At 59.1% G+C, this 17,273-nt stretch carries 16 protein-coding genes and 1 tRNA gene; 5 read left to right on the top strand and 12 right to left on the bottom strand.

The genetic code is table 11. The features are described from left to right. Nucleotides 1-321 precede the first annotated feature (321 nt). The 7 genes from phoB to phoR form a co-directional block, all read right to left on the bottom strand. Nucleotides 322-1,005, bottom strand: coding sequence for a phosphate regulon transcriptional regulator PhoB (gene phoB / locus PIB16_RS01765; protein ID WP_271044872.1), 684 nt, complete (start codon nucleotides 1,003-1,005; stop codon nucleotides 322-324). Nucleotides 1,006-1,035: 30 nt separating this feature from the next. Continuing rightward, nucleotides 1,036-1,761, bottom strand: coding sequence for a phosphate signaling complex protein PhoU (gene phoU, locus PIB16_RS01760; RefSeq protein WP_065654531.1), 726 nt, complete (start codon nucleotides 1,759-1,761; stop codon nucleotides 1,036-1,038). Nucleotides 1,762-1,857: 96 nt separating this feature from the next. Next, nucleotides 1,858-2,673 carry a phosphate ABC transporter ATP-binding protein PstB gene (pstB, locus tag PIB16_RS01755; RefSeq protein ID WP_003519986.1) on the bottom strand — a complete coding sequence of 272 codons (816 nt, stop codon included), beginning with the start codon at nucleotides 2,671-2,673 and terminating at the stop codon, nucleotides 1,858-1,860. Nucleotides 2,674-2,687: 14 nt separating this feature from the next. Next, a complete protein-coding gene (pstA, locus tag PIB16_RS01750; RefSeq protein ID WP_003519987.1) occupies nucleotides 2,688-4,010 on the bottom strand; it encodes a phosphate ABC transporter permease PstA in 1,323 nt (440 codons plus the stop codon). Then, nucleotides 4,007-5,491, bottom strand: coding sequence for a phosphate ABC transporter permease subunit PstC (gene pstC, locus PIB16_RS01745; protein WP_065654532.1), 1,485 nt, complete (start codon nucleotides 5,489-5,491; stop codon nucleotides 4,007-4,009). Before pstC ends, pstA begins: the two co-directional genes overlap by 4 nt. A gap of 263 nt (nucleotides 5,492-5,754) precedes the next feature. Continuing rightward, complete coding sequence (locus PIB16_RS01740) at nucleotides 5,755-6,789, bottom strand: substrate-binding domain-containing protein (protein ID WP_065654533.1); 1,035 nt, start codon at nucleotides 6,787-6,789, stop codon at nucleotides 5,755-5,757. 195 nt (nucleotides 6,790-6,984) lie between these two features. Next, nucleotides 6,985-8,256, bottom strand: a complete 1,272-nt coding sequence (gene phoR / locus PIB16_RS01735; protein ID WP_125145255.1) for a phosphate regulon sensor histidine kinase PhoR — start codon at nucleotides 8,254-8,256, stop codon at nucleotides 6,985-6,987. Between the two features lie 233 nt (nucleotides 8,257-8,489). Between phoR and ppk2 the strand changes: the two genes are divergently transcribed. Further along, nucleotides 8,490-9,371 carry a polyphosphate kinase 2 gene (gene ppk2 / locus PIB16_RS01730; RefSeq protein ID WP_271044871.1) on the top strand — a complete coding sequence of 294 codons (882 nt, stop codon included), beginning with the start codon at nucleotides 8,490-8,492 and terminating at the stop codon, nucleotides 9,369-9,371. 48 nt (nucleotides 9,372-9,419) lie between these two features. Here ppk2 and PIB16_RS01725 read toward each other — a convergent pair whose 3' ends face one another. Next, complete coding sequence (locus PIB16_RS01725; protein ID WP_078051299.1) at nucleotides 9,420-10,565, bottom strand: hypothetical protein; 1,146 nt, start codon at nucleotides 10,563-10,565, stop codon at nucleotides 9,420-9,422. A gap of 255 nt (nucleotides 10,566-10,820) precedes the next feature. Between PIB16_RS01725 and PIB16_RS01720 the strand changes: the two genes are divergently transcribed. Together PIB16_RS01720 and PIB16_RS01715 are read left to right on the top strand one after the other, a co-directional pair. After that, complete coding sequence (locus PIB16_RS01720; RefSeq protein ID WP_271044870.1) at nucleotides 10,821-11,783, top strand: NAD(P)H-dependent flavin oxidoreductase; 963 nt, start codon at nucleotides 10,821-10,823, stop codon at nucleotides 11,781-11,783. A gap of 136 nt (nucleotides 11,784-11,919) precedes the next feature. Then, nucleotides 11,920-11,995 (top strand) — tRNA-Thr (locus PIB16_RS01715). 97 nt (nucleotides 11,996-12,092) lie between these two features. On the opposite strand, the gene PIB16_RS01710 is transcribed toward PIB16_RS01715, so the two are convergent. Continuing rightward, a complete protein-coding gene (locus PIB16_RS01710) occupies nucleotides 12,093-12,356 on the bottom strand; it encodes a hypothetical protein (protein WP_078051301.1) in 264 nt (87 codons plus the stop codon). A 262-nt stretch (nucleotides 12,357-12,618) separates the two neighbouring features. Between PIB16_RS01710 and PIB16_RS01705 the strand changes: the two genes are divergently transcribed. Then, the gene (locus PIB16_RS01705) at nucleotides 12,619-12,777 is read left to right on the top strand and encodes a YqaE/Pmp3 family membrane protein (protein ID WP_020811433.1); all 159 of its coding nucleotides are present in this window, start codon (nucleotides 12,619-12,621) and stop codon (nucleotides 12,775-12,777) included. 317 nt (nucleotides 12,778-13,094) lie between these two features. Then, nucleotides 13,095-13,337, top strand: a complete 243-nt coding sequence (locus tag PIB16_RS01700) for a DUF982 domain-containing protein (protein ID WP_065654540.1) — start codon at nucleotides 13,095-13,097, stop codon at nucleotides 13,335-13,337. 82 nt (nucleotides 13,338-13,419) lie between these two features. Here PIB16_RS01700 and PIB16_RS01695 read toward each other — a convergent pair whose 3' ends face one another. The 3 genes from PIB16_RS01695 to PIB16_RS01685 all read right to left on the bottom strand — a co-directional run bounded on the left by PIB16_RS01695 (nucleotide 13,420) and on the right by PIB16_RS01685 (nucleotide 17,121). Continuing rightward, the gene (locus PIB16_RS01695) at nucleotides 13,420-13,812 is read right to left on the bottom strand and encodes a PRC-barrel domain-containing protein (RefSeq protein ID WP_065654852.1); all 393 of its coding nucleotides are present in this window, start codon (nucleotides 13,810-13,812) and stop codon (nucleotides 13,420-13,422) included. 128 nt (nucleotides 13,813-13,940) lie between these two features. Beyond that, nucleotides 13,941-14,822, bottom strand: a complete 882-nt coding sequence (locus PIB16_RS01690; RefSeq protein WP_065654541.1) for a helix-turn-helix transcriptional regulator — start codon at nucleotides 14,820-14,822, stop codon at nucleotides 13,941-13,943. 109 nt (nucleotides 14,823-14,931) lie between these two features. Beyond that, nucleotides 14,932-17,121, bottom strand: coding sequence for a TonB-dependent siderophore receptor (locus PIB16_RS01685; RefSeq protein WP_271044869.1), 2,190 nt, complete (start codon nucleotides 17,119-17,121; stop codon nucleotides 14,932-14,934). Nucleotides 17,122-17,273 lie beyond the last annotated feature (152 nt).

The following is a 17,273-nucleotide window of genomic DNA, read 5'->3' as shown; positions in this document are numbered from 1 at the left end:
GGCAAAATCCAAGGTGGTTCTGGAACAGAGCGCACGCTGTCTAAGAGGCGCTCCCCATCCCTGTTCTTGCGCATTCTCCGGATGTAAAACCGCGATGGGCCCCTTGCGGCAAATGCTCAGAATTTATCGGCGACGTGCCGCGCCCTTCCTCCCGACAGGTTTCACCGCGCAATCCGGCTTTCAGCAGACCTTCTATCGCTCAAAAGAACAAGGATACGCATGTGCGGAAGGTTCAAAATCGAAAGCCCGACACCGTTCCGGTCTCGGGCCTTCTGATTTTTAGGGAATTTATCCCGAGTGAAACCATCGGTTTCGGTTTTCTCAGGCTTCCATTGAATATCCGGCGCCGCGCACGGTGCGGATGACATCCTGCATATGCGAAAAATTGAGCGCCTTGCGCAGACGTCCGACATGGACGTCGACGGTGCGCTCATCCACATAGATATCGTGACCCCAGACGCCATCCAGCAATTGCGAGCGGGAAAACACCCGGCCGGGAGAGGTCATCAGGAATTCCAGCAAGCGGAATTCCGTCGGGCCGAGGCGCACTTCGCGGCTCTTGCGGTGAACGCGATGGGTCTCGCGATCCAGTTCGATATCGCCGCATTTCAGCACCGAAGACAGAACCTCGGGGCGGGCGCGGCGCAGCATCGCCTTGACGCGGGCCATGAGTTCCGGTGTCGAGAACGGCTTGACGACATAATCGTCGGCGCCGGTGGCGAGGCCGCGAACCCTTTCGCTTTCCTCGCCGCGCGCCGTCAGCATGATGATGGGCAGGCGCTCGGTTTCCGGCCGCATCCTGAGCCGACGGCACAGTTCGATACCGGAAACGCCGGGAAGCATCCAATCCAGGATAAGGAGGTCCGGAATACGTTCCTGCAGCCTGATTTCCGCCTCGTCTCCACGGGCTATCGTGTCGACGTCATACCCCTCAGCCTCGAGATTGTAACGAAGCAGGACGCTCAGCGCTTCCTCATCTTCCACAACTGCAATCTTGGGCACCATATACTAACTCCGCAAGCCGCTGCCTGTCTGTTACTCGGTCACCGAACCGAGGGTGTTGGAACTGTCGTCCTTCGGACGCTCGCCTTCCGGCTGGCTGCCGGTGGTCATGTAATAGATCGTCTCGGCGATATTGGTGGCGTGGTCGCCGATACGCTCGATGTTCTTGGCGCAGAACAGAAGATGCGTGCAGGTGGTGATGTTGCGCGGATCTTCCATCATGTAGGTCAGAAGCTCACGGAAGAGCGACGTGTACATGGCGTCGATTTCTTCGTCGCGCTCGCGAATGGCATTGGCCTTCTCGGCGGAACGCGTGGAATAGACGTCCAGCACTTCCTTGAGCTGCACCAGCGCCAGTTCCGACAGGTGTTCGATGCCACGGGCGAGCTTGCGCGGCACGCCGGTGCCGGCAACCGCGATGACGCGCTTGGCGGTGTTCTTGCCGAGGTCGCCGACGCGCTCAAGGTCAGCTGCAATACGCAGGGTGCCGATGATCTCACGAAGGTCTGCCGCCATCGGCTGGCGTTTGGCGATGGTGACGATGGCCTTGTCGCCGATCTCGCGCTCGGCGTGGTCGAGGATCGCATCGTCGGAAATGACCTTCTGGGCGAGTGCGGCGTCGGAATTGACGAGCGCACGCACGGCGTCGGCGCACATCTGTTCCGCGAGACCGCCCATTTCGGCGATACGACGCGTAAGGAATTTCAGTTCGTCGTCATAGGCCGACAGAATATGCGAATGGGTCGTTGTTTGTGTCATGGTCTAGTCCTCCGGCTTGGCCTGCATGCGCGTACCCGGAAGCGGGCACGGCAGAAGCACCAGTCTTGTTCGGTTTCGATAAAGCGCCGGCCGGGATCAGCCGAAGCGGCCCATGATGTAATCCTGCGTGCGCTGGTCGTCCGGATTGGTGAACATCTTGTCGGTTTCGTTTTCCTCAACAAGATGACCAAGATGGAACATGGCCGTGCGCTGGGAAACACGCGCCGCCTGCTGCATGGAGTGCGTAACGATGACGATGGTGTAATTGGTGCGCAGCTCGTGGATCAATTCTTCGACCTTTGCGGTCGCGATCGGGTCGAGAGCCGAGCAGGGCTCGTCCATCAGGATCACTTCCGGGCTGACGGCAACTGCGCGTGCGATGCACAGACGCTGCTGCTGACCGCCGGAAAGACCGGTGCCGGATTCGTGCAGCCGATCCTTAACCTCGTTCCAGAGACCCGCCTTCTGCAGGCTCTGCTCGACGATCTGGTCCATATCCGCCTTGTTGCGGGCGAGACCATGGATGCGCGGACCGTAGGAAATGTTTTCGTAGATCGACTTCGGGAAGGGGTTCGGCTTCTGGAACACCATGCCGACGCGGGCGCGCAATTCCACGACGTCAATCGCCTGATCGTAGATATCGTCGGTGTCGAGCGTGATCTTGCCGGTGACCCGGCAACCGTCGATCGTGTCGTTCATTCGGTTCAGGGTACGCAGGAATGTGGACTTGCCGCAGCCGGAAGGGCCGATAAGCGCGGTCACCGTATTTTCCCGAACGTTGAGGTTCACGTCGTAAAGCGCGCGCTTTTCGCCGTAATAAACCGAAACGTCCTTGCCGATCATCTTGTATGAGACTTCATTCATTTTCTTGTCCAGCGCCTTTTCAACTGCTGCTTCCGACAACATGTTCATTGCTCAAGCTCCCTCTACCAGCGCCGTTCGAAGCGGCGACGCAACAGGATTGCGCCAACATTCATGACGATGAGGAACAGAAGCAGGATGATGATAGCGCCGGATGTCCTTTCGACAAAGGCGCGCTCGGCTTCGTTCGCCCACATGTAAATCTGCACCGGCAGGGCCGTGGACGGATCCATCGGCGTTGTCGGATAATTCGCAACGAATGCCACCATGCCGATCAAAAGCAGCGGCGCCGTTTCGCCCAGCGCATGGGCGAGACCGATGATGGTGCCGGTCAGAATGCCAGGCATGGCGAGCGGCAGCACATGGTGGAAGATCGTCTGCATCTTGGAAGCGCCGAGGCCGAGGGCTGCGGCGCGGATAGACGGCGGCACGGCTTTCAGGGCAGCGCGCGTCGCGATGATGATCGTCGGCAGGGTCATCAGCGTCAGGACGAGACCGCCGACCAGCGAGGCCGAGCGCGGAAAGCCCATGAAGTTGATGAAGACCGAGAGGCCGAGCAGGCCGTAAACAATCGAAGGAACGGCCGCGAGATTGTTGATATTCACCTCGATAAGATCCGTCAGACGGTTTTTCGGGGCGAATTCCTCGAGATAGATGGAGGCCGCAACGCCAATCGGCAATGACAGCACCAGCACGATCAGCATCATGTAGAAGGAGCCGATCAGCGCCACACCGACACCCGCCGCTTCCGGACGGCTCGACGCGCCGTTGACGAAGATGCCGGTATTGAAATGTTTGCCGAGCTGGCCACTTTCGGCGAGCTGGTTCATCCAGCCGAGTTGCTGGTTCGAGATACGGCGATTGGCTTCATCCGCCGTCAGGTCGACCTGGCCCTTGAAGGCGCTGTCGACGTCGCCAGACGCCAGCAGCGTGACAGTGCGCGTGGTGCCGATGACGGCGGGATCGGCGACGACGATATCGCGAAGCTGCGTGCGCACGCTGTCCGAGATCAAGAGGTTGACGGCGCGTAGACCGGCGCGGTCCGTCGGCGCAACGCCAAGGACCTTGGCGACAGCATCGCGGGCGATGACGGGATAATTGGCCGTCATCAGCTTTGTGGGATTGGTGGCCCGCTCATTTTTCGGATCGATGATCTGTTCGGAAAACTCGACCGGAACGGTGATCATCGTCTGCTGGAAAGCGGTGTAACCCTTGGAAACCACCGAGAAAAGCAGCAGGAAGAGAAAGATGAGGCCGAAGGAAATCGCTGCCATGCCGTAGGCACGGAAGCGGCGTTCGGCGGCATAGCGGCGCTTGATGCCGATATCACGGCGCGTGGCCTTGTTGACGGCGCTCGCGCCGGCTGCGGGAGAGACGATGTCGGTCATTCATATTGCTCCCGGTATTTGCGCACGATGTAAAGCGCGTAGATATTCAGGCAAAGCGTGATGGCGAAAAGCGTGATGCCGAGCGCAAAGGCAACCAGCGTCTGCGGCGAGGTGAATTCAAGGTCCCCGGTGAGCTGGCTGACGATCTTGACCGTCACCGTGGTCATGGGCTCGAAGGGATTGAGCTGCAGGCGGGCAGCAACACCGGCCGCAAGAACCACGATCATGGTTTCGCCGATGGCGCGCGAAGCCGTCATCAGCACGGCGCCGACGATGCCGGGAAGAGCGGCCGGAATAATGACCCTCTTGATCGTCTCGGAACGCGTGGCGCCAAGACCGAGCGAACCGTCACGCAGCGAGCGCGGCACAGCGGTGATGATGTCATCCGACAGCGACGACACATAGGGGATCAGCATGATGCCCATGACGAAGCCGGCGGTGATGACGCTCTGCGCCTGGATGAAGTTGGCGTAGTTGCCCGTCGCCAGACCGTTGATCTGCGTGGAAATGTCTCTGAGGAAAGGACCGACCGTCGTGAGCGCGAAGAAGCCGTAGACGATGGTGGGAATGCCGGCGAGCACTTCAAGCAGCGGCTTTGCCATGGAGCGGAAGCGCGGCGAGGCATATTCCGCCATGTAGATCGCCGAGAAGAGACCGACCGGAACCGCAACCAGCATGGCGACGAAGCCGATATAAAGCGTGCCGGCGAGCAGCGGGATCAGGCCGAACTGGCCGGAGGAATCGGTAGCGCCTGCCGCTGCAAAACGCGGATCCCAGACCGTTCCGAAAAAGAACTGGTGCGCCGGAACCATGGTGAAGAACTGGATCGCCTCCGTCAGCATCGACAGGACGATGCCGATGGTCGTGAGGATGGCGATGGAAGAGGCGACGAGCAGGGCCGCGAGAATGACTTTCTCGACCTGGTTGCGCGCCCGGAAACGCGGCGCGATTGCACGCAGCGCATAGGCGCCGCCGCCGAGCGCGGCCAGCAGCACAACGGCGATCATCGCGATACGGCTGGTGGAGGTCATGCTGTTGAGCGTGTGGGCGGCATCGACCATGAACCGCTCGGGATCGCCGGCGATTGCAACACCTTTCGATGCCAGAAGCGGCCGGACCGCAGCCGTATCGGCCTCGACCTGTGCGGTTTCCTCCGGCGTCAGCCGCTGGAGGCCACGGGCGATGGAGGTCACCATACCGTAGGTCAGGCTCTGCTGCGCTTCGGATTGCGCCCGGACATCCTCGGGGAAACTACCGCGCACCGCCGAAGTGACGAGCAATGGGCTGACAATGAGCCAGGCACAGAGAATGAACGCCGCGGGCAGCACCGCCCAGACGACCGCGTAGGAACCGTGATAACCGGCACGGGAATGCATGCTGGAGGGGCGACCGCCAGACAGGGCAACGGCACGGCGGCTGCCGAGCAGATAGCTGCCGATGCCGATGAGCGCCAGTATCAGCAAAAGGATCGATGTGTTCATTAGAGTTCCCTCGGCGTGCCTCAAGAGCACGGTGCGATATCGGGCAAATCAAAAAGTCATCAAAACGAGACCGCTGGACCATCCCATGATGCCTGCCGCCTGACTGTATCATAGTCTGGCAAGCGTCAAGGTTGATACATCCTATCCATCTGTAATCCATCGACAATCATGTGGATGGCGATGGTTAGGAACTGTCAACCGCGGACGACGGCCCAAGCGAAGCCGAATGAGGGGCACGGCAAAGCCGCACCCCTCTTTCTTCATTACATCGTGGAGCCGGCCGAGAACTTCGAGCGGATTTCTTCGCGCTCTGCGTCCGGAGCAGCAACCAGGCCGTAGTTGGCGAGCGGGGAATCCGGGCCGATCATTTCATCGGAAACGAAGAACTCGACATATTCCTTAAGGCCCGGGATAACGCCCAGGTGAGCCTTCTTCACGTAGAAGAACAGCGGGCGGGAAACCGGGTACTTGCCGCTGGCAACGGTTTCGGTGGACGGAACGACGCCCGAAACGGTCGCGACCTTCAGACGGTCAGCGTTGTTTTCATAGAAAGCGAGACCGAAAACGCCGAGGCCGGTCTTGTTGGCATCGATGCGAGCAAGCGTTTCGGTGTAATCGCCGTCGATGTCGACTGCTGCGCCGTCCTTACGGACTGCAACGCACTTGGCAGCAGCCTGCTTGGCGTCGGTGATGAGCGTCTTGATGACGTCCGTCGCCTTGGCTTCCTTGCAGCCGTCAGCCATGATCTTCTCTTCGAAGACTTCGCGCGTGCCGTGCTTGGAACCCGGGATGTAAGCAGCGATTGCTACATCAGGCAGTTCCTTGTTGATTTCCGACCACTTCTTGTAAGGGTTGGCAACGAGCTTGCCGTCCTTGACGACTTCAGCGGCGAGCGCAAGGTACAGATCCTTCGGCTCGAGCTTGATGTCCTTGTTGGAAGAGTCCATTGCGAAAACGATACCGTCGTAACCGATCTTCACTTCCTGAACGTCGGCAACGCCAGCAGCCTTACAGGCGGCAAGTTCGTCGCTCTTGATCTTGCGGGAAGCGTTTGCAATGTCGATGGTGCCTTCGCCGACACCCGAGCAGAACGCCTTCAGACCGCCGCCCGTGCCGCCGGACTCAACAACGGGAGCCTTGAAGTTCGGGAAGGTTTCGGCAAAGGTCTCGGCAACGATCTTGGCGTAAGGCAGAACTGTGGAGGAACCGGCAACCTGGATCTGGTCGCGAGCAGCGGCGGCGCCAGCGAAGGCGACAGAAGCCACCAGAGCTGCTGCGGAAAATTTAACGATGTTCATTTGTCTCTCCCGTCGTGGGCTTTGTTGTGGACGCAGCCGATAGCGACACTCGCTCTTAGCTTGCGCTCGGCGACCTTTTCTTAACCACCGTAGCCCCATCCTTTTATGTCACTTTCACGAAAGATTTGTGACAACCTAACTTATTGATTTTATTTATAAATATGCGCGACATTGAAAGCAGATGCATATTTTATGTCAGAATCTCACAGTGAAGTCCGTGCCGCTGCCCAATTCCGATTTAATGATGAGGCGGGCGCGGTGGCGGGTGAGGATGTGCTTGACGATGGCAAGCCCGAGACCCGTGCCCTTTTTCGAGCGGCTGTCGGCGACGCTGACGCGATAAAAACGCTCCGTCAGACGCGGCACATGTTCGGCGGGAATGCCCGGCCCCTTGTCGATAACGCTCACCTCCACCGGCTTGCCGGGTTCGGCCCGCAGCCAGACATCCACGACCTTGCCTTCCTGGCCGTATTTGCAAGCATTTTCAACGAGGTTCTGGAATACCTGCACCAGCTCGTCGCGGTCCCCCTGCACCTCTGCCGGCCGGTCGGGCAGGTGCAGCGTGATGGTCACATCCAGCTCGTCGGCAAGCGGCAGCAGGGTATCGCGCACATGGCCGATGACGGGAACGAGATCGACCTTCTGGTCGGGCGCTATGTTGGCCCGCAATTCCAGCCGCGACAGGGACATGAGATCGTCCACCAGCCTGCTCATGCGGGTTGCCTGATCCAGCATGATGGCAAGGAAACGTTCCTGCGCCTTCGGGTCGTTGCGCGCCGGCCCCTGCATGGTTTCGATGAAACCGCGCAGCGAGGCGAGCGGTGTGCGCAATTCATGGCTGGCATTGGCGACGAAGTCGCTGCGCATGCGGTCGATGCGGCGAAGCTCCGAGACGTCGCGGAACGACAGGATATAGAATGGCGGGCCTGCCCCCTCTCCCACATCCGCACGGGCGATACGAACGATGAAGACCCGTTCGGAAGGGAAGCGCTCCGAATGTTCGACCTGGTTAGGCTGGCCGGTGGTGATGGTTTCGCGAATGACATCCAGGAGGCCGGGAGAGCGCAACCGGGCGGAAATATGCGCCCCGGCGGGCAACTGGCCGAAGGCACGCTCGGCCGCGCCGTTCTGAAACAGCACGCTGGCGTTCCTGTCGAGAATGAAAACGGGGGTATCCAGAACCGCGAGGCCCGCCCTTACGCCGGAAATGACGCTTTCGCCGGGCACTTCCTGCTCATCTGCCTCCTCAGCCGGGCTCCCGTCCTTTGCGGGAGCCGCCGCCGGCCGCTCCCGAGCGGCGAGGATGGCAATGACGGCGCAAAGCCACAGGGCGGCGGGCATGTAGGGCGTGTTGAGCTCGGCAACGGCCACGATGGCGAGCATGCTGACGATGAGAACGGGCAACCAGTTTCGACCGAGCTTCCTTCCCAAACGCCTTAACCCACCATCGCCTTCCATGACTGCCATTTCAGCCTGCTCTTTCCACTTTCATCTGACAGCGCATCGAAATCTCATAGGCCAGTTTCATGACAGAGATTCATCATCGCGCATTTTCCACAACGTATATGCGCAAAATCGACGCCGCAATCGCTGCCGCCGCAGCACCCCGGTCAAGCGGTCCTGTTTCACTTGAATTCTGGCAATGGATGTGAACTCATTGGCGTCGAGTTGCCTTTACACAACAACAGCCGGAGGAAACCATGGGCGAAGAAACGAAGAAGCGGACGGTCGATATCACCATAGGCGGCAAACTGCGCAGCTTCGACATCGACGATCCGGTTCTTCCTGACTGGGTTGAGGAAAAGAAACTTTCCGCCGGCAATTTTCCCTACGACAAGAAGATGAAGCGGGAGGACTACGACAGCACCCTCGAGGCGCTGCAGGTGGAGCTGGTCAAGGTGCAGTTCTGGCTGCAGGCCACCGGCAAAAGGGTCATGGCGGTTTTCGAGGGCCGCGATGCGGCGGGCAAGGGCGGCGCGATCTTCGCGACCCGGGCCTATCTCAACCCCCGCTATGCCCGCGTGGTGGCGCTGACCAAACCGACGGAAACCGAACGTGGCCAATGGTATTTCCAGCGCTATATCTCACATTTTCCGACCGCCGGCGAATTCGTTCTGTTCGACCGCTCGTGGTATAACCGCGCAGGCGTAGAGCCGGTCATGGGTTTCTGCACACCTGAGGAACACAAGCGTTTCCTCAAGGAAACGCCGCGCCTGGAAAAGATGCTGGTCCATGAGGACGTTCATCTGTTCAAGTTCTGGCTCGACATCGGCCGCGAAACGCAGATCGAACGCTTCCATGACCGTCGCCACAGCCCGCTGAAATGCTGGAAGCTTTCGGATATGGACATAGCGGCGCTGACGAAATGGGACGACTACACGCAGAAGCGCGACGAAATGCTGGAAAAGACCCACACCGACGCCGCCCCCTGGACGGTGGTGCGCGCCAACGACAAGCGCCGCGCGCGGGTAAACCTCATCCGTCACATCCTTCTTGCGCTCGACTATGAGGGCAAGGACAAAAAGGCAATCGGCGAAATCGACGACAAGATTTTGGGATCTGGGCCAGATTTTCTCAAATAGGACCGGAAGACGTTGACAGGCGCCTCCATTCGAGACGCCTGTTTTCCCTTACTGGCCCGGCAGAATGCGCACGGAATAAAGATTGACCGGACGGCCGCTGCCATCGATATCGCTGTTGATGAAGATCCTGCCCGGCGCATTGGGGGCGAGAGATCGTTCGAATGTCGCGTTCAGCAGCATGTCCGCGCGCTCGGCCGTAGCCGTGAAGCGGTGGCGGGAGCAATCGCCCAATGTCGCGAAATCGCAGGCGACGGACACCTGGGTCTGACGGTCGCTGGAGGATTGCAGCGTGATCGAAATGGTCGAGGACTTGCCCGCCATATCCCGCATCACCTCCACCGGAACCTCGACGCTGACGGCGCCATCCTGCGAGACACTTCTCGAGGTTACCTTTATCGCCTTGCCAGCGGGTGTGGCGATGTTTTCGACATTGGCGCGTGGACCAGCCGAAACACCGGAACTGCCACGCTCCGCATTGAAGACTTCCACCCAGTCATCGGAAAAACCACGACCGGCGGAAAGGCTCGGCGCGGGCTCCGTCCCGTTGAAATCCTCCGCCTGCACCTGCGCCGGCGGATTGGGCACGCTGGTATCGCGCTGCTCCGGCGACAGCAGGAGGCCTGAGGAATAGACCCACCAGGCGCCGAAACCGATAAAGGCCAGAAGAGTCACATAAATGAAAAGCCGGGCAAACAGCCCCCGGCGCTTGCGGCGGCCAACCGCGCCTTCCGGCCGGAAGGCAAGCGAAGAATCGCCCGCGCGGGAGCCTCTCTTCGGCGGCTTGCCATTGCGCTGCCCCGCACTCAGAGGCTCCGCAGCAGCGGCGGCGCCCGGCCGGACATCGCGTGTTTCGCCACGCAGTTCCGGCTCAACACCCATATCGCCGTGATCGGACGGCTGCGAAACGGGATCGACCGAGTGATCGTCCGGCGCCGGACTTTCCGGTGCGGGCGGGCGCAATTGCTGCTCCACCCTGTCCAGAAGCCGGTTGCGCTCTTCATTCTCGATCTGGTGGATCAGGCCTTCAAGCCGCTGGCGCTGCTGGGAGACAACCTGCGGATCGTCTATGCCCTGCTTGCGCAGGCCCGCTTCCAGTGCCTGGCGGGAGGATTGGTAAATCCGTGCACGAACTTCGGCGTTCGATCTGTCCGATTTTTCCAGAGCATTTCTGATTGCCGTTTCCAGTCCGCTCACGACCGATCCTTGTTCTATTGCGCTTTGCAAAAAATATGCGGCGCTGCGCCATGGGTTCACGATTCGGTAACGGCTATACCGCCCCTCCGCAAGCATCGTTTGTGATAAAGACCGGATTGCCTTGGGGAAAATCAATTCATTGTGGCGCTACGAACGCAGATTCCATAGGCGAACGCCACGCTGTTTTCGCTTTCAATCTGCTGCTGAACGCGATATTGACTTACGTGCGCGTAAACGTAATTCGTGGGAGGAGACATGCTACCGTCCGTGCTGAAAGACAATCTGCGTCTTCCGGTCATAGCATCACCGCTATTCATCATTTCACATCCGCAGCTGACGCTGGCGCAGTGCAAGGCGGGCGTCATCGGCGCTTTCCCGGCGCTTAATGCGCGGCCCGAAAGCCAGCTCGACGAGTGGCTGGCAATGATCACCGAGGAGCTTGACGCTCACAACCGGGCCGATCCCGAGCGCCCGGCGGCGCCCTTCGCGGTCAACCAGATCGTGCACATGTCCAACCGGCGGCTGGAGCGCGATCTCGGCCTTTGCGTGAAATACAAGGTGCCGGTGGTGATTTCCTCGCTTGGCGCTGTGCCGGAGGTCAATGCGGCCGTGCATTCCTATGGCGGCATCGTGCTGCATGACGTCATCAACGACCGCCATGCCCGCTCCGCCATTCGCAAGGGCGCGGATGGGCTGATCGCGGTGGCGACGGGTGCCGGCGGACATGCGGGCACGCTTTCGCCCTTCGCCCTCGTTCAGGAAATCCGCGAATGGTTCGACGGCCCGCTGCTGCTGGCCGGCGCCATCGCCAATGGCGGCTCCATTCTCGCGGCGCAGGCCATGGGCGCGGATATGGCCTATATCGGCTCCCCCTTCATCGCCACCGAGGAGGCGCGCGCTTCCGAAGGCTACAAGCAGGCGATTGTCGAAGCGCAGGCCAAGGATATCGTCTATTCGAACTATTTCACGGGCGTACACGGCAACTACCTGAAAAGCTCGATCGTCGCCTCCGGCATGGATCCCGACAATCTGCCCGAAGCCGATCCTTCGAAAATGGACTTCGAAACGGTCTCCGGCGGCGCCAAGGCCTGGAAAGATATATGGGGCGCGGGGCAAGGCATCGGCGCCGTCAAGGCGGTGGAACCGGTGGCCGCACTCGTCGATCGGCTGGCAAAGGAATATGAAACGGCCAAAAAGCGCATCTGCGGGAAAGGCTGAAGTCTCCGGCAAACAATGGACAGGCAAAGCTTTTTGCGGAAATTTCAAAACCAGCACATTCAAGGCTTGAAATCCGTCAGCATTGCCTGTATCAGCCCGCCATGAAGCTGATCCGCAACAAACGGGTCACAATCGGGCCGCTTTAGCTCAGTTGGTAGAGCACGTCATTCGTAATGACGGGGTCACGTGTTCGAGTCACGTAAGCGGCACCATTTTTTCACAGACTATTATCTGAATAGACACGCGCTGTCAGGACCAGTCCGAGACATAGGGCCGGCCGTGCAGACCCGCGAGATAAAAGCGCTGCGATTAACGAACAATCACGCCGTACTGACCGTAATACGGTGGGCGCGGGCGGTGGCGATAGTCACCGCGCCATTCCCTGCGATCCCGCCATTCTCTGTGTTGGCGCCAGTTCCGGCGGTCATAGTCGCGGTAATATCTGTCTCGATCATAAGCTCGATAATAGACGCCGGACGAATAATATCCGCCCGTGCGGTAACCGCCATCGTCAACGCATCCGCTCAGGATGCCGACCGACAAGAGGCAGATTGCTGCGGTTAGAATCTTCATGAACTGATCTCCCAATAACCGACCTCAACGTCTGTCCGTGTCCTCGGTTCCGTTAGGAAGAGTGATGCGGCAGGCCTGAACGAGGGCTGAATGATACCGGTCGCTCCGACCTGATGCCTCATACGGGAGTGGGTTCATCAGAATTGGCGGCTTCCGGCTGCCGGCTACACCGATGGAAGGAAGGTATTCGTCGTCACGTTGAAACCAACCGGGCTCCACTCACGTTAATTGTCTAGTTTTGATTAACTTGAAAGCTCTCAACATGGACGTCATTCGGATCCTGATCGCCATCATCCTTCCGCCCGTCGGCGTGTTTCTTCAGGTCGGGCTCGGCCTGCATTTCTGGCTTAATATTCTCCTGACGCTGTGCGGTTATGTTCCCGGCATTATCCACGCGATCTGGGTGATCCTGCGGAGGTGATATCCGCTCTCATCGGCGATGGGACGTCCGCAACATTTTAGTACGTGATTAAATTCTCATTGGCTGCTGGAACCTCGTCTTCTCCCTCACGTTATGGTGATGACACCAGTCAAGGAGAAAATCATGAACCAGATCATCTACATCGTCGGCCTCGTCGTCATCGTTCTGGCGATCCTGTCGTTTTTCGGCTTCCGCTGATCCCCGTTGTCAATTCGATCGCTTGCGCATATCCTAAGCAGCAGTGACACACGACTGCGTTCATGGGTTGCTTCGCTGTCGGGTGTATTTCGGGATCGCGTTGCTCTGGGAGGTGCACGATGAAGAACGAGAGATGGACAGAGCCTGTCGAGGTCAATCTCGAGGCGAATGGCAAGAGCGTCATCGCCGGCCCCTTCGAAGCATTGACATTATTGACCGAAGGCTGGCCCAAAACTGGCGGATTGAGCTTTGTGAGAGCGAGAAGCGCCTGCCGTGCCGCCCTTGACGGACGTAAATCGCCCGAAGAAGCACGCAAGTGCTTCACCGACGCGGTTTCCGAGATGCAGAAAAACCCGCATTGACGCACCCAAAAGAAAACGGCTCCTGAAAAGGAGCCGTTCTTTTATTTGCGACGCTTTCGGTGATCGAGCGGCCGGAAGCGCTTTACATCCAATAGGGTGCGACGCCGTAATAATCATAGACCTTGCTGTCCTTGGCGTTCAGCAGATCGTTATCGTCGAGATTGGCGAAGTGCGGCGCGTTTTCGATCTCTTCTTTGGTGAGATCGATGCGGTAGCCGTCGAGTTCTTCGTCGTAATGCAGCTTTTCCCAGGGCAGTGGATAATAGTCGTCACCGATGCCGAGGAAGCCGCCAAAGCTCAAGACCGCATAGGCAACGCGCCCTCCGCGCTTTTCCAGAATGATGCGCTGGATCGAGCCGATATGCTTGCTGTCGGCGCCGTAAACACGCGTGCCTTCCACCTTGTCGCTGGCGATCAGGCTCGGCGTATCCTTGACATAGGGGTCCTGTCCGGCGCGGGGTTCCTGATGCATCATGTGCCTTTCCTCCTTGATTTTCCTCATTTGTGTCACGTCTAGTAAACCCCTCGACGGACAATTCGTTCCGCGGCGTTTCAGGCCCTTCGGCGGGAATTTTTTTGAAGGAGAATGGAACGAAAACGACCTTATTGGCGGATTTTCTGCCAGACGGAGGGAGAAACACCGACCATCTTGCGAAAGACGCGGGAGAAATGCGCCTGATCCGAAAACCCGGCGGCAATGGCGATGTCTGTCAGTGCCATGTCGGTCCGCATCATCAGTTCCTTGACGTGATCAATGCGCGCCTGCATCTGCCATTGGTGCGGCGGCACGCCGGTGGAGGCCTTGAAGGCATGGCTGAAATGCGATTGCGACAGATTGGTGAGTTCCGCCAGCTCCTCCAGCCGGATCGACCGCAGGCAATGTTCGCGGATGTAATCCGTCGCCGCTCTCAACTGCCATGCGGCGAGCTTGCTGCGTTTTTTAACCGGCTCCCGCTTCACTTTCAGGAAGTCCGTCAATAGCGCCAGCACGAGGCTTTCGCCATAAAGGTCATGCAGCGGATCGGGATTGTCGCATTCGGCGGCAATCAGTCGCGCCAGCGCCAGCAGGCGCTCATCCTCGAACATCAGATGCGGATCGAGCAGGCTGTGCGGGTCGAAGCCCTGCACCAGCCGGGCACCCAGCAATCCCGCATCGAAATGCAGATCAAGGTGGCGCACGAAGGAGACGTTGCTCAGTTCGGCATGCACATCCAGATCGGCGGGGACGAAGGAAATTCGGTTCGCCTTGGACGACCCGTAATTGTCGCGACGGAAGCGGTTTATCATGAACCTGCCGTCATCCGTCCCGTCCATATCCAGCAGGAAAACGAAACGCGGATCCTTGCCGACGTAACGGCCGCCGGCCTTCGGGGCGCAACGCACATCCCAGAGATCGGCGACGATGCCGTTCCAGACCCGCGAGCGTGGGCCGCCAATGACGGCAAAACCCTCGATCTCATTTTCCATCCGCACGCGGAAAGCCATGGCCTCTCGATCCCGCAGGGCGCCATGGCGCCACTATAAACATGATAAATCTATTCATGTTTATAGTGGCAAACTGCTTTCCCCGCAACCGCCAGCCTTCGGCCAAGTCTTACCACTTCTTTGAAAGCTTGAAGGTGATGGTGCGGCTATCGCCCCAGCCGCAGACGGAGACGCCGGCGCAGCTCTTCACATATTCCTTGTCGAAGACATTGGCGACGTTGATCGATGCGGTCCAGTCATTTTTCTCATAGCGGATTGCCGCGTCGAAGACGGCAGCATCCGGAACGCGCAACGTATTTGCCTCATCCGCCCAGGATTTGCCCTGATACCGTACGCCGCCGCCGAGGCTCAGGCCTTCCAGCGCGTCTGTGGTGAAGGCATAGTCCAGCCACAGCGAGGCGGTGTGGGCGGGCACGATCCATGGCGATTTGCCAATCAGATTGGGATTGGCATCGCGGGTAATCTCCAGATCCGTATAGGAATAGGAGGCGAGCGCCTTCCAGTTCTCGCTGAGATTGGCCTTGGCCTCCAGCTCGAAGCCGGTGGATTCCACCTGCCCGAACTGACCGCTCGTGGTCACACCACCGGCCGTATAGGAAACGATGGCATTGTCCTTGACCAGCTTGAAGACGGAGGCCGTGATGCTGCCGTCGAAGAAGGTCGGCTCATATTTGATGCCGGCCTCGAACTGGTGTCCCTCTTCCGGCGAAGCAGGAGTGCCATCCGCAAGCGTATCGATGAGCGGATTGAAGAAAGTGGCGGCCGAGACATAGGGTGTCAGGCCATTGTCGAATTCATAGGCGAGACCGGCGCGGCCGCTCAGCGCATCGTCATTCGAGCGGCGGGAGAGGCCCGCAGGCAGCCTGTTGTTCAGTTCCGTGTCGACATAGTCGTAACGGCCATTCAGCGTGACCAGCCAGCCATCGCCGAAACGCAGCTGGTCCTGCGCGTAGATGCCGATCTGCTGCTGGGTCACGATATTGTCGGCATAAACGAAATTTGTTCCCTGCGTCGAGCCATAGATCGGGTTGCGCGCACCGATGGCATTCGATCCGCAGCAGGCCTGCACCTGGTCCAGCCGGTAATATTTATAGTCGAGACCGAAGAGCAGAGAGTGATTGACCGCGCCGGTATCGAACTGGCCTTCGACCCGATTATCCACGCCGAAACTGTCGACTTTCGACACGCCATCATAACCGAAGCGGGTCAGCATATAGTCGTTGGTGGTGGCATCGAGGATCGGCTGGCCGTTTGCATCTGTATTGGCCCAGCCCCCGGCATAGGGTCCGGTTTCGTGCTTGTAGAGGTGGCCATAGCGGGCGTTCTGGCTGATCTTCCAGCCATTGTCGAATTCGTGGCTGACCTCGTAGCCCACCATGGACTGGTAGACGCGGCCATTGTCGATATCCGGCTCGCCATAAAACGCCTTTCGGTCGAGCTTGCCGAAGGGCGCGTCGACCACGGTGCCAACATAGGGCAGGAAGCCGTTGCCGATATGAACCTGATCGAGCGCCGAGAAATAGCCGTAGAGCGTGGCGCTTGTCTGCGCGTCCGGCTCGAAGGTGATCTGCGGCATGATGAAGCCGCGCAAATCCTCGGAATAATCGGTGTAATTATCGCCGCCGGAGACCTTGCCGGTGACGCGATATTTCCACACGCCTTCACCATCGACCTTGTCGCCGAGATCGAAACCGAAGAAGGCATTGCCGAAATTATTGATGCCGATTTCCGTTTCGCGCACCGGCTCATCCTGCGTGCGCTTGCGGACCATCTGCACGATACCGCCGGGATTGGCGCCGCCATAAAGCACCGAGGCCGGGCCTTTCAGAATTTCCACGCGCTCCAGACCGTAGGCATCCATCTGGAAACCGCCGAAACCGTAGCTGAACAGGTTCAGACCATCCAGAAACACGCCAGTCTGGGTGGCCTGAAAACCACGGATGTAAATCCAGTCCGTATCCGGGTCCGAGCCGAAGGGCTCCGCCGTCACACCGGGGGTGTAACGCAGTACCTCGTCGATTTTCGTCACCGCGCCGCGGTCATCCATTTCCTGGCGGCCGACGACCGATACGGATTGCGGAATATCCCTGGTTTCCGTCTCGGTTTTCGAACCGGTCGCACTTTTCTTCGCAACATAACCCCGGACCAGACCCGTCGCGTTCTCCGCGCCCTGCCCTTCAACGGTAATCTGCTGCAGAACGGTCGTGTCCTGCGCGTGGCCCATCGCTGGCGCCAGCAAAACGACGGCGGCCGTGCCCAAAGCCAGACGGCTCAAAAACATCCCATGCAAATTTTTCAAGATATGCCCCGAAACAGATCGCGGCCGATGTCCAAATTCGACAGGCCGCGGCACCTCAATTAAGCTGAGTATTTACATCAGGATTAAGGCAGGATGCTTGTCGTTTTCTGGCGGGATTTGAAGCTTATTGGCCTCTCGCACAGTTTTGCGCC

It is taken from the genome of Agrobacterium sp. ST15.13.015, from assembly GCF_027871645.1.
Classification (GTDB): Bacteria; Pseudomonadota; Alphaproteobacteria; order Rhizobiales; family Rhizobiaceae; genus Agrobacterium; species Agrobacterium leguminum.
This window is presented reverse-complemented; position numbering and strand designations above follow the sequence as displayed.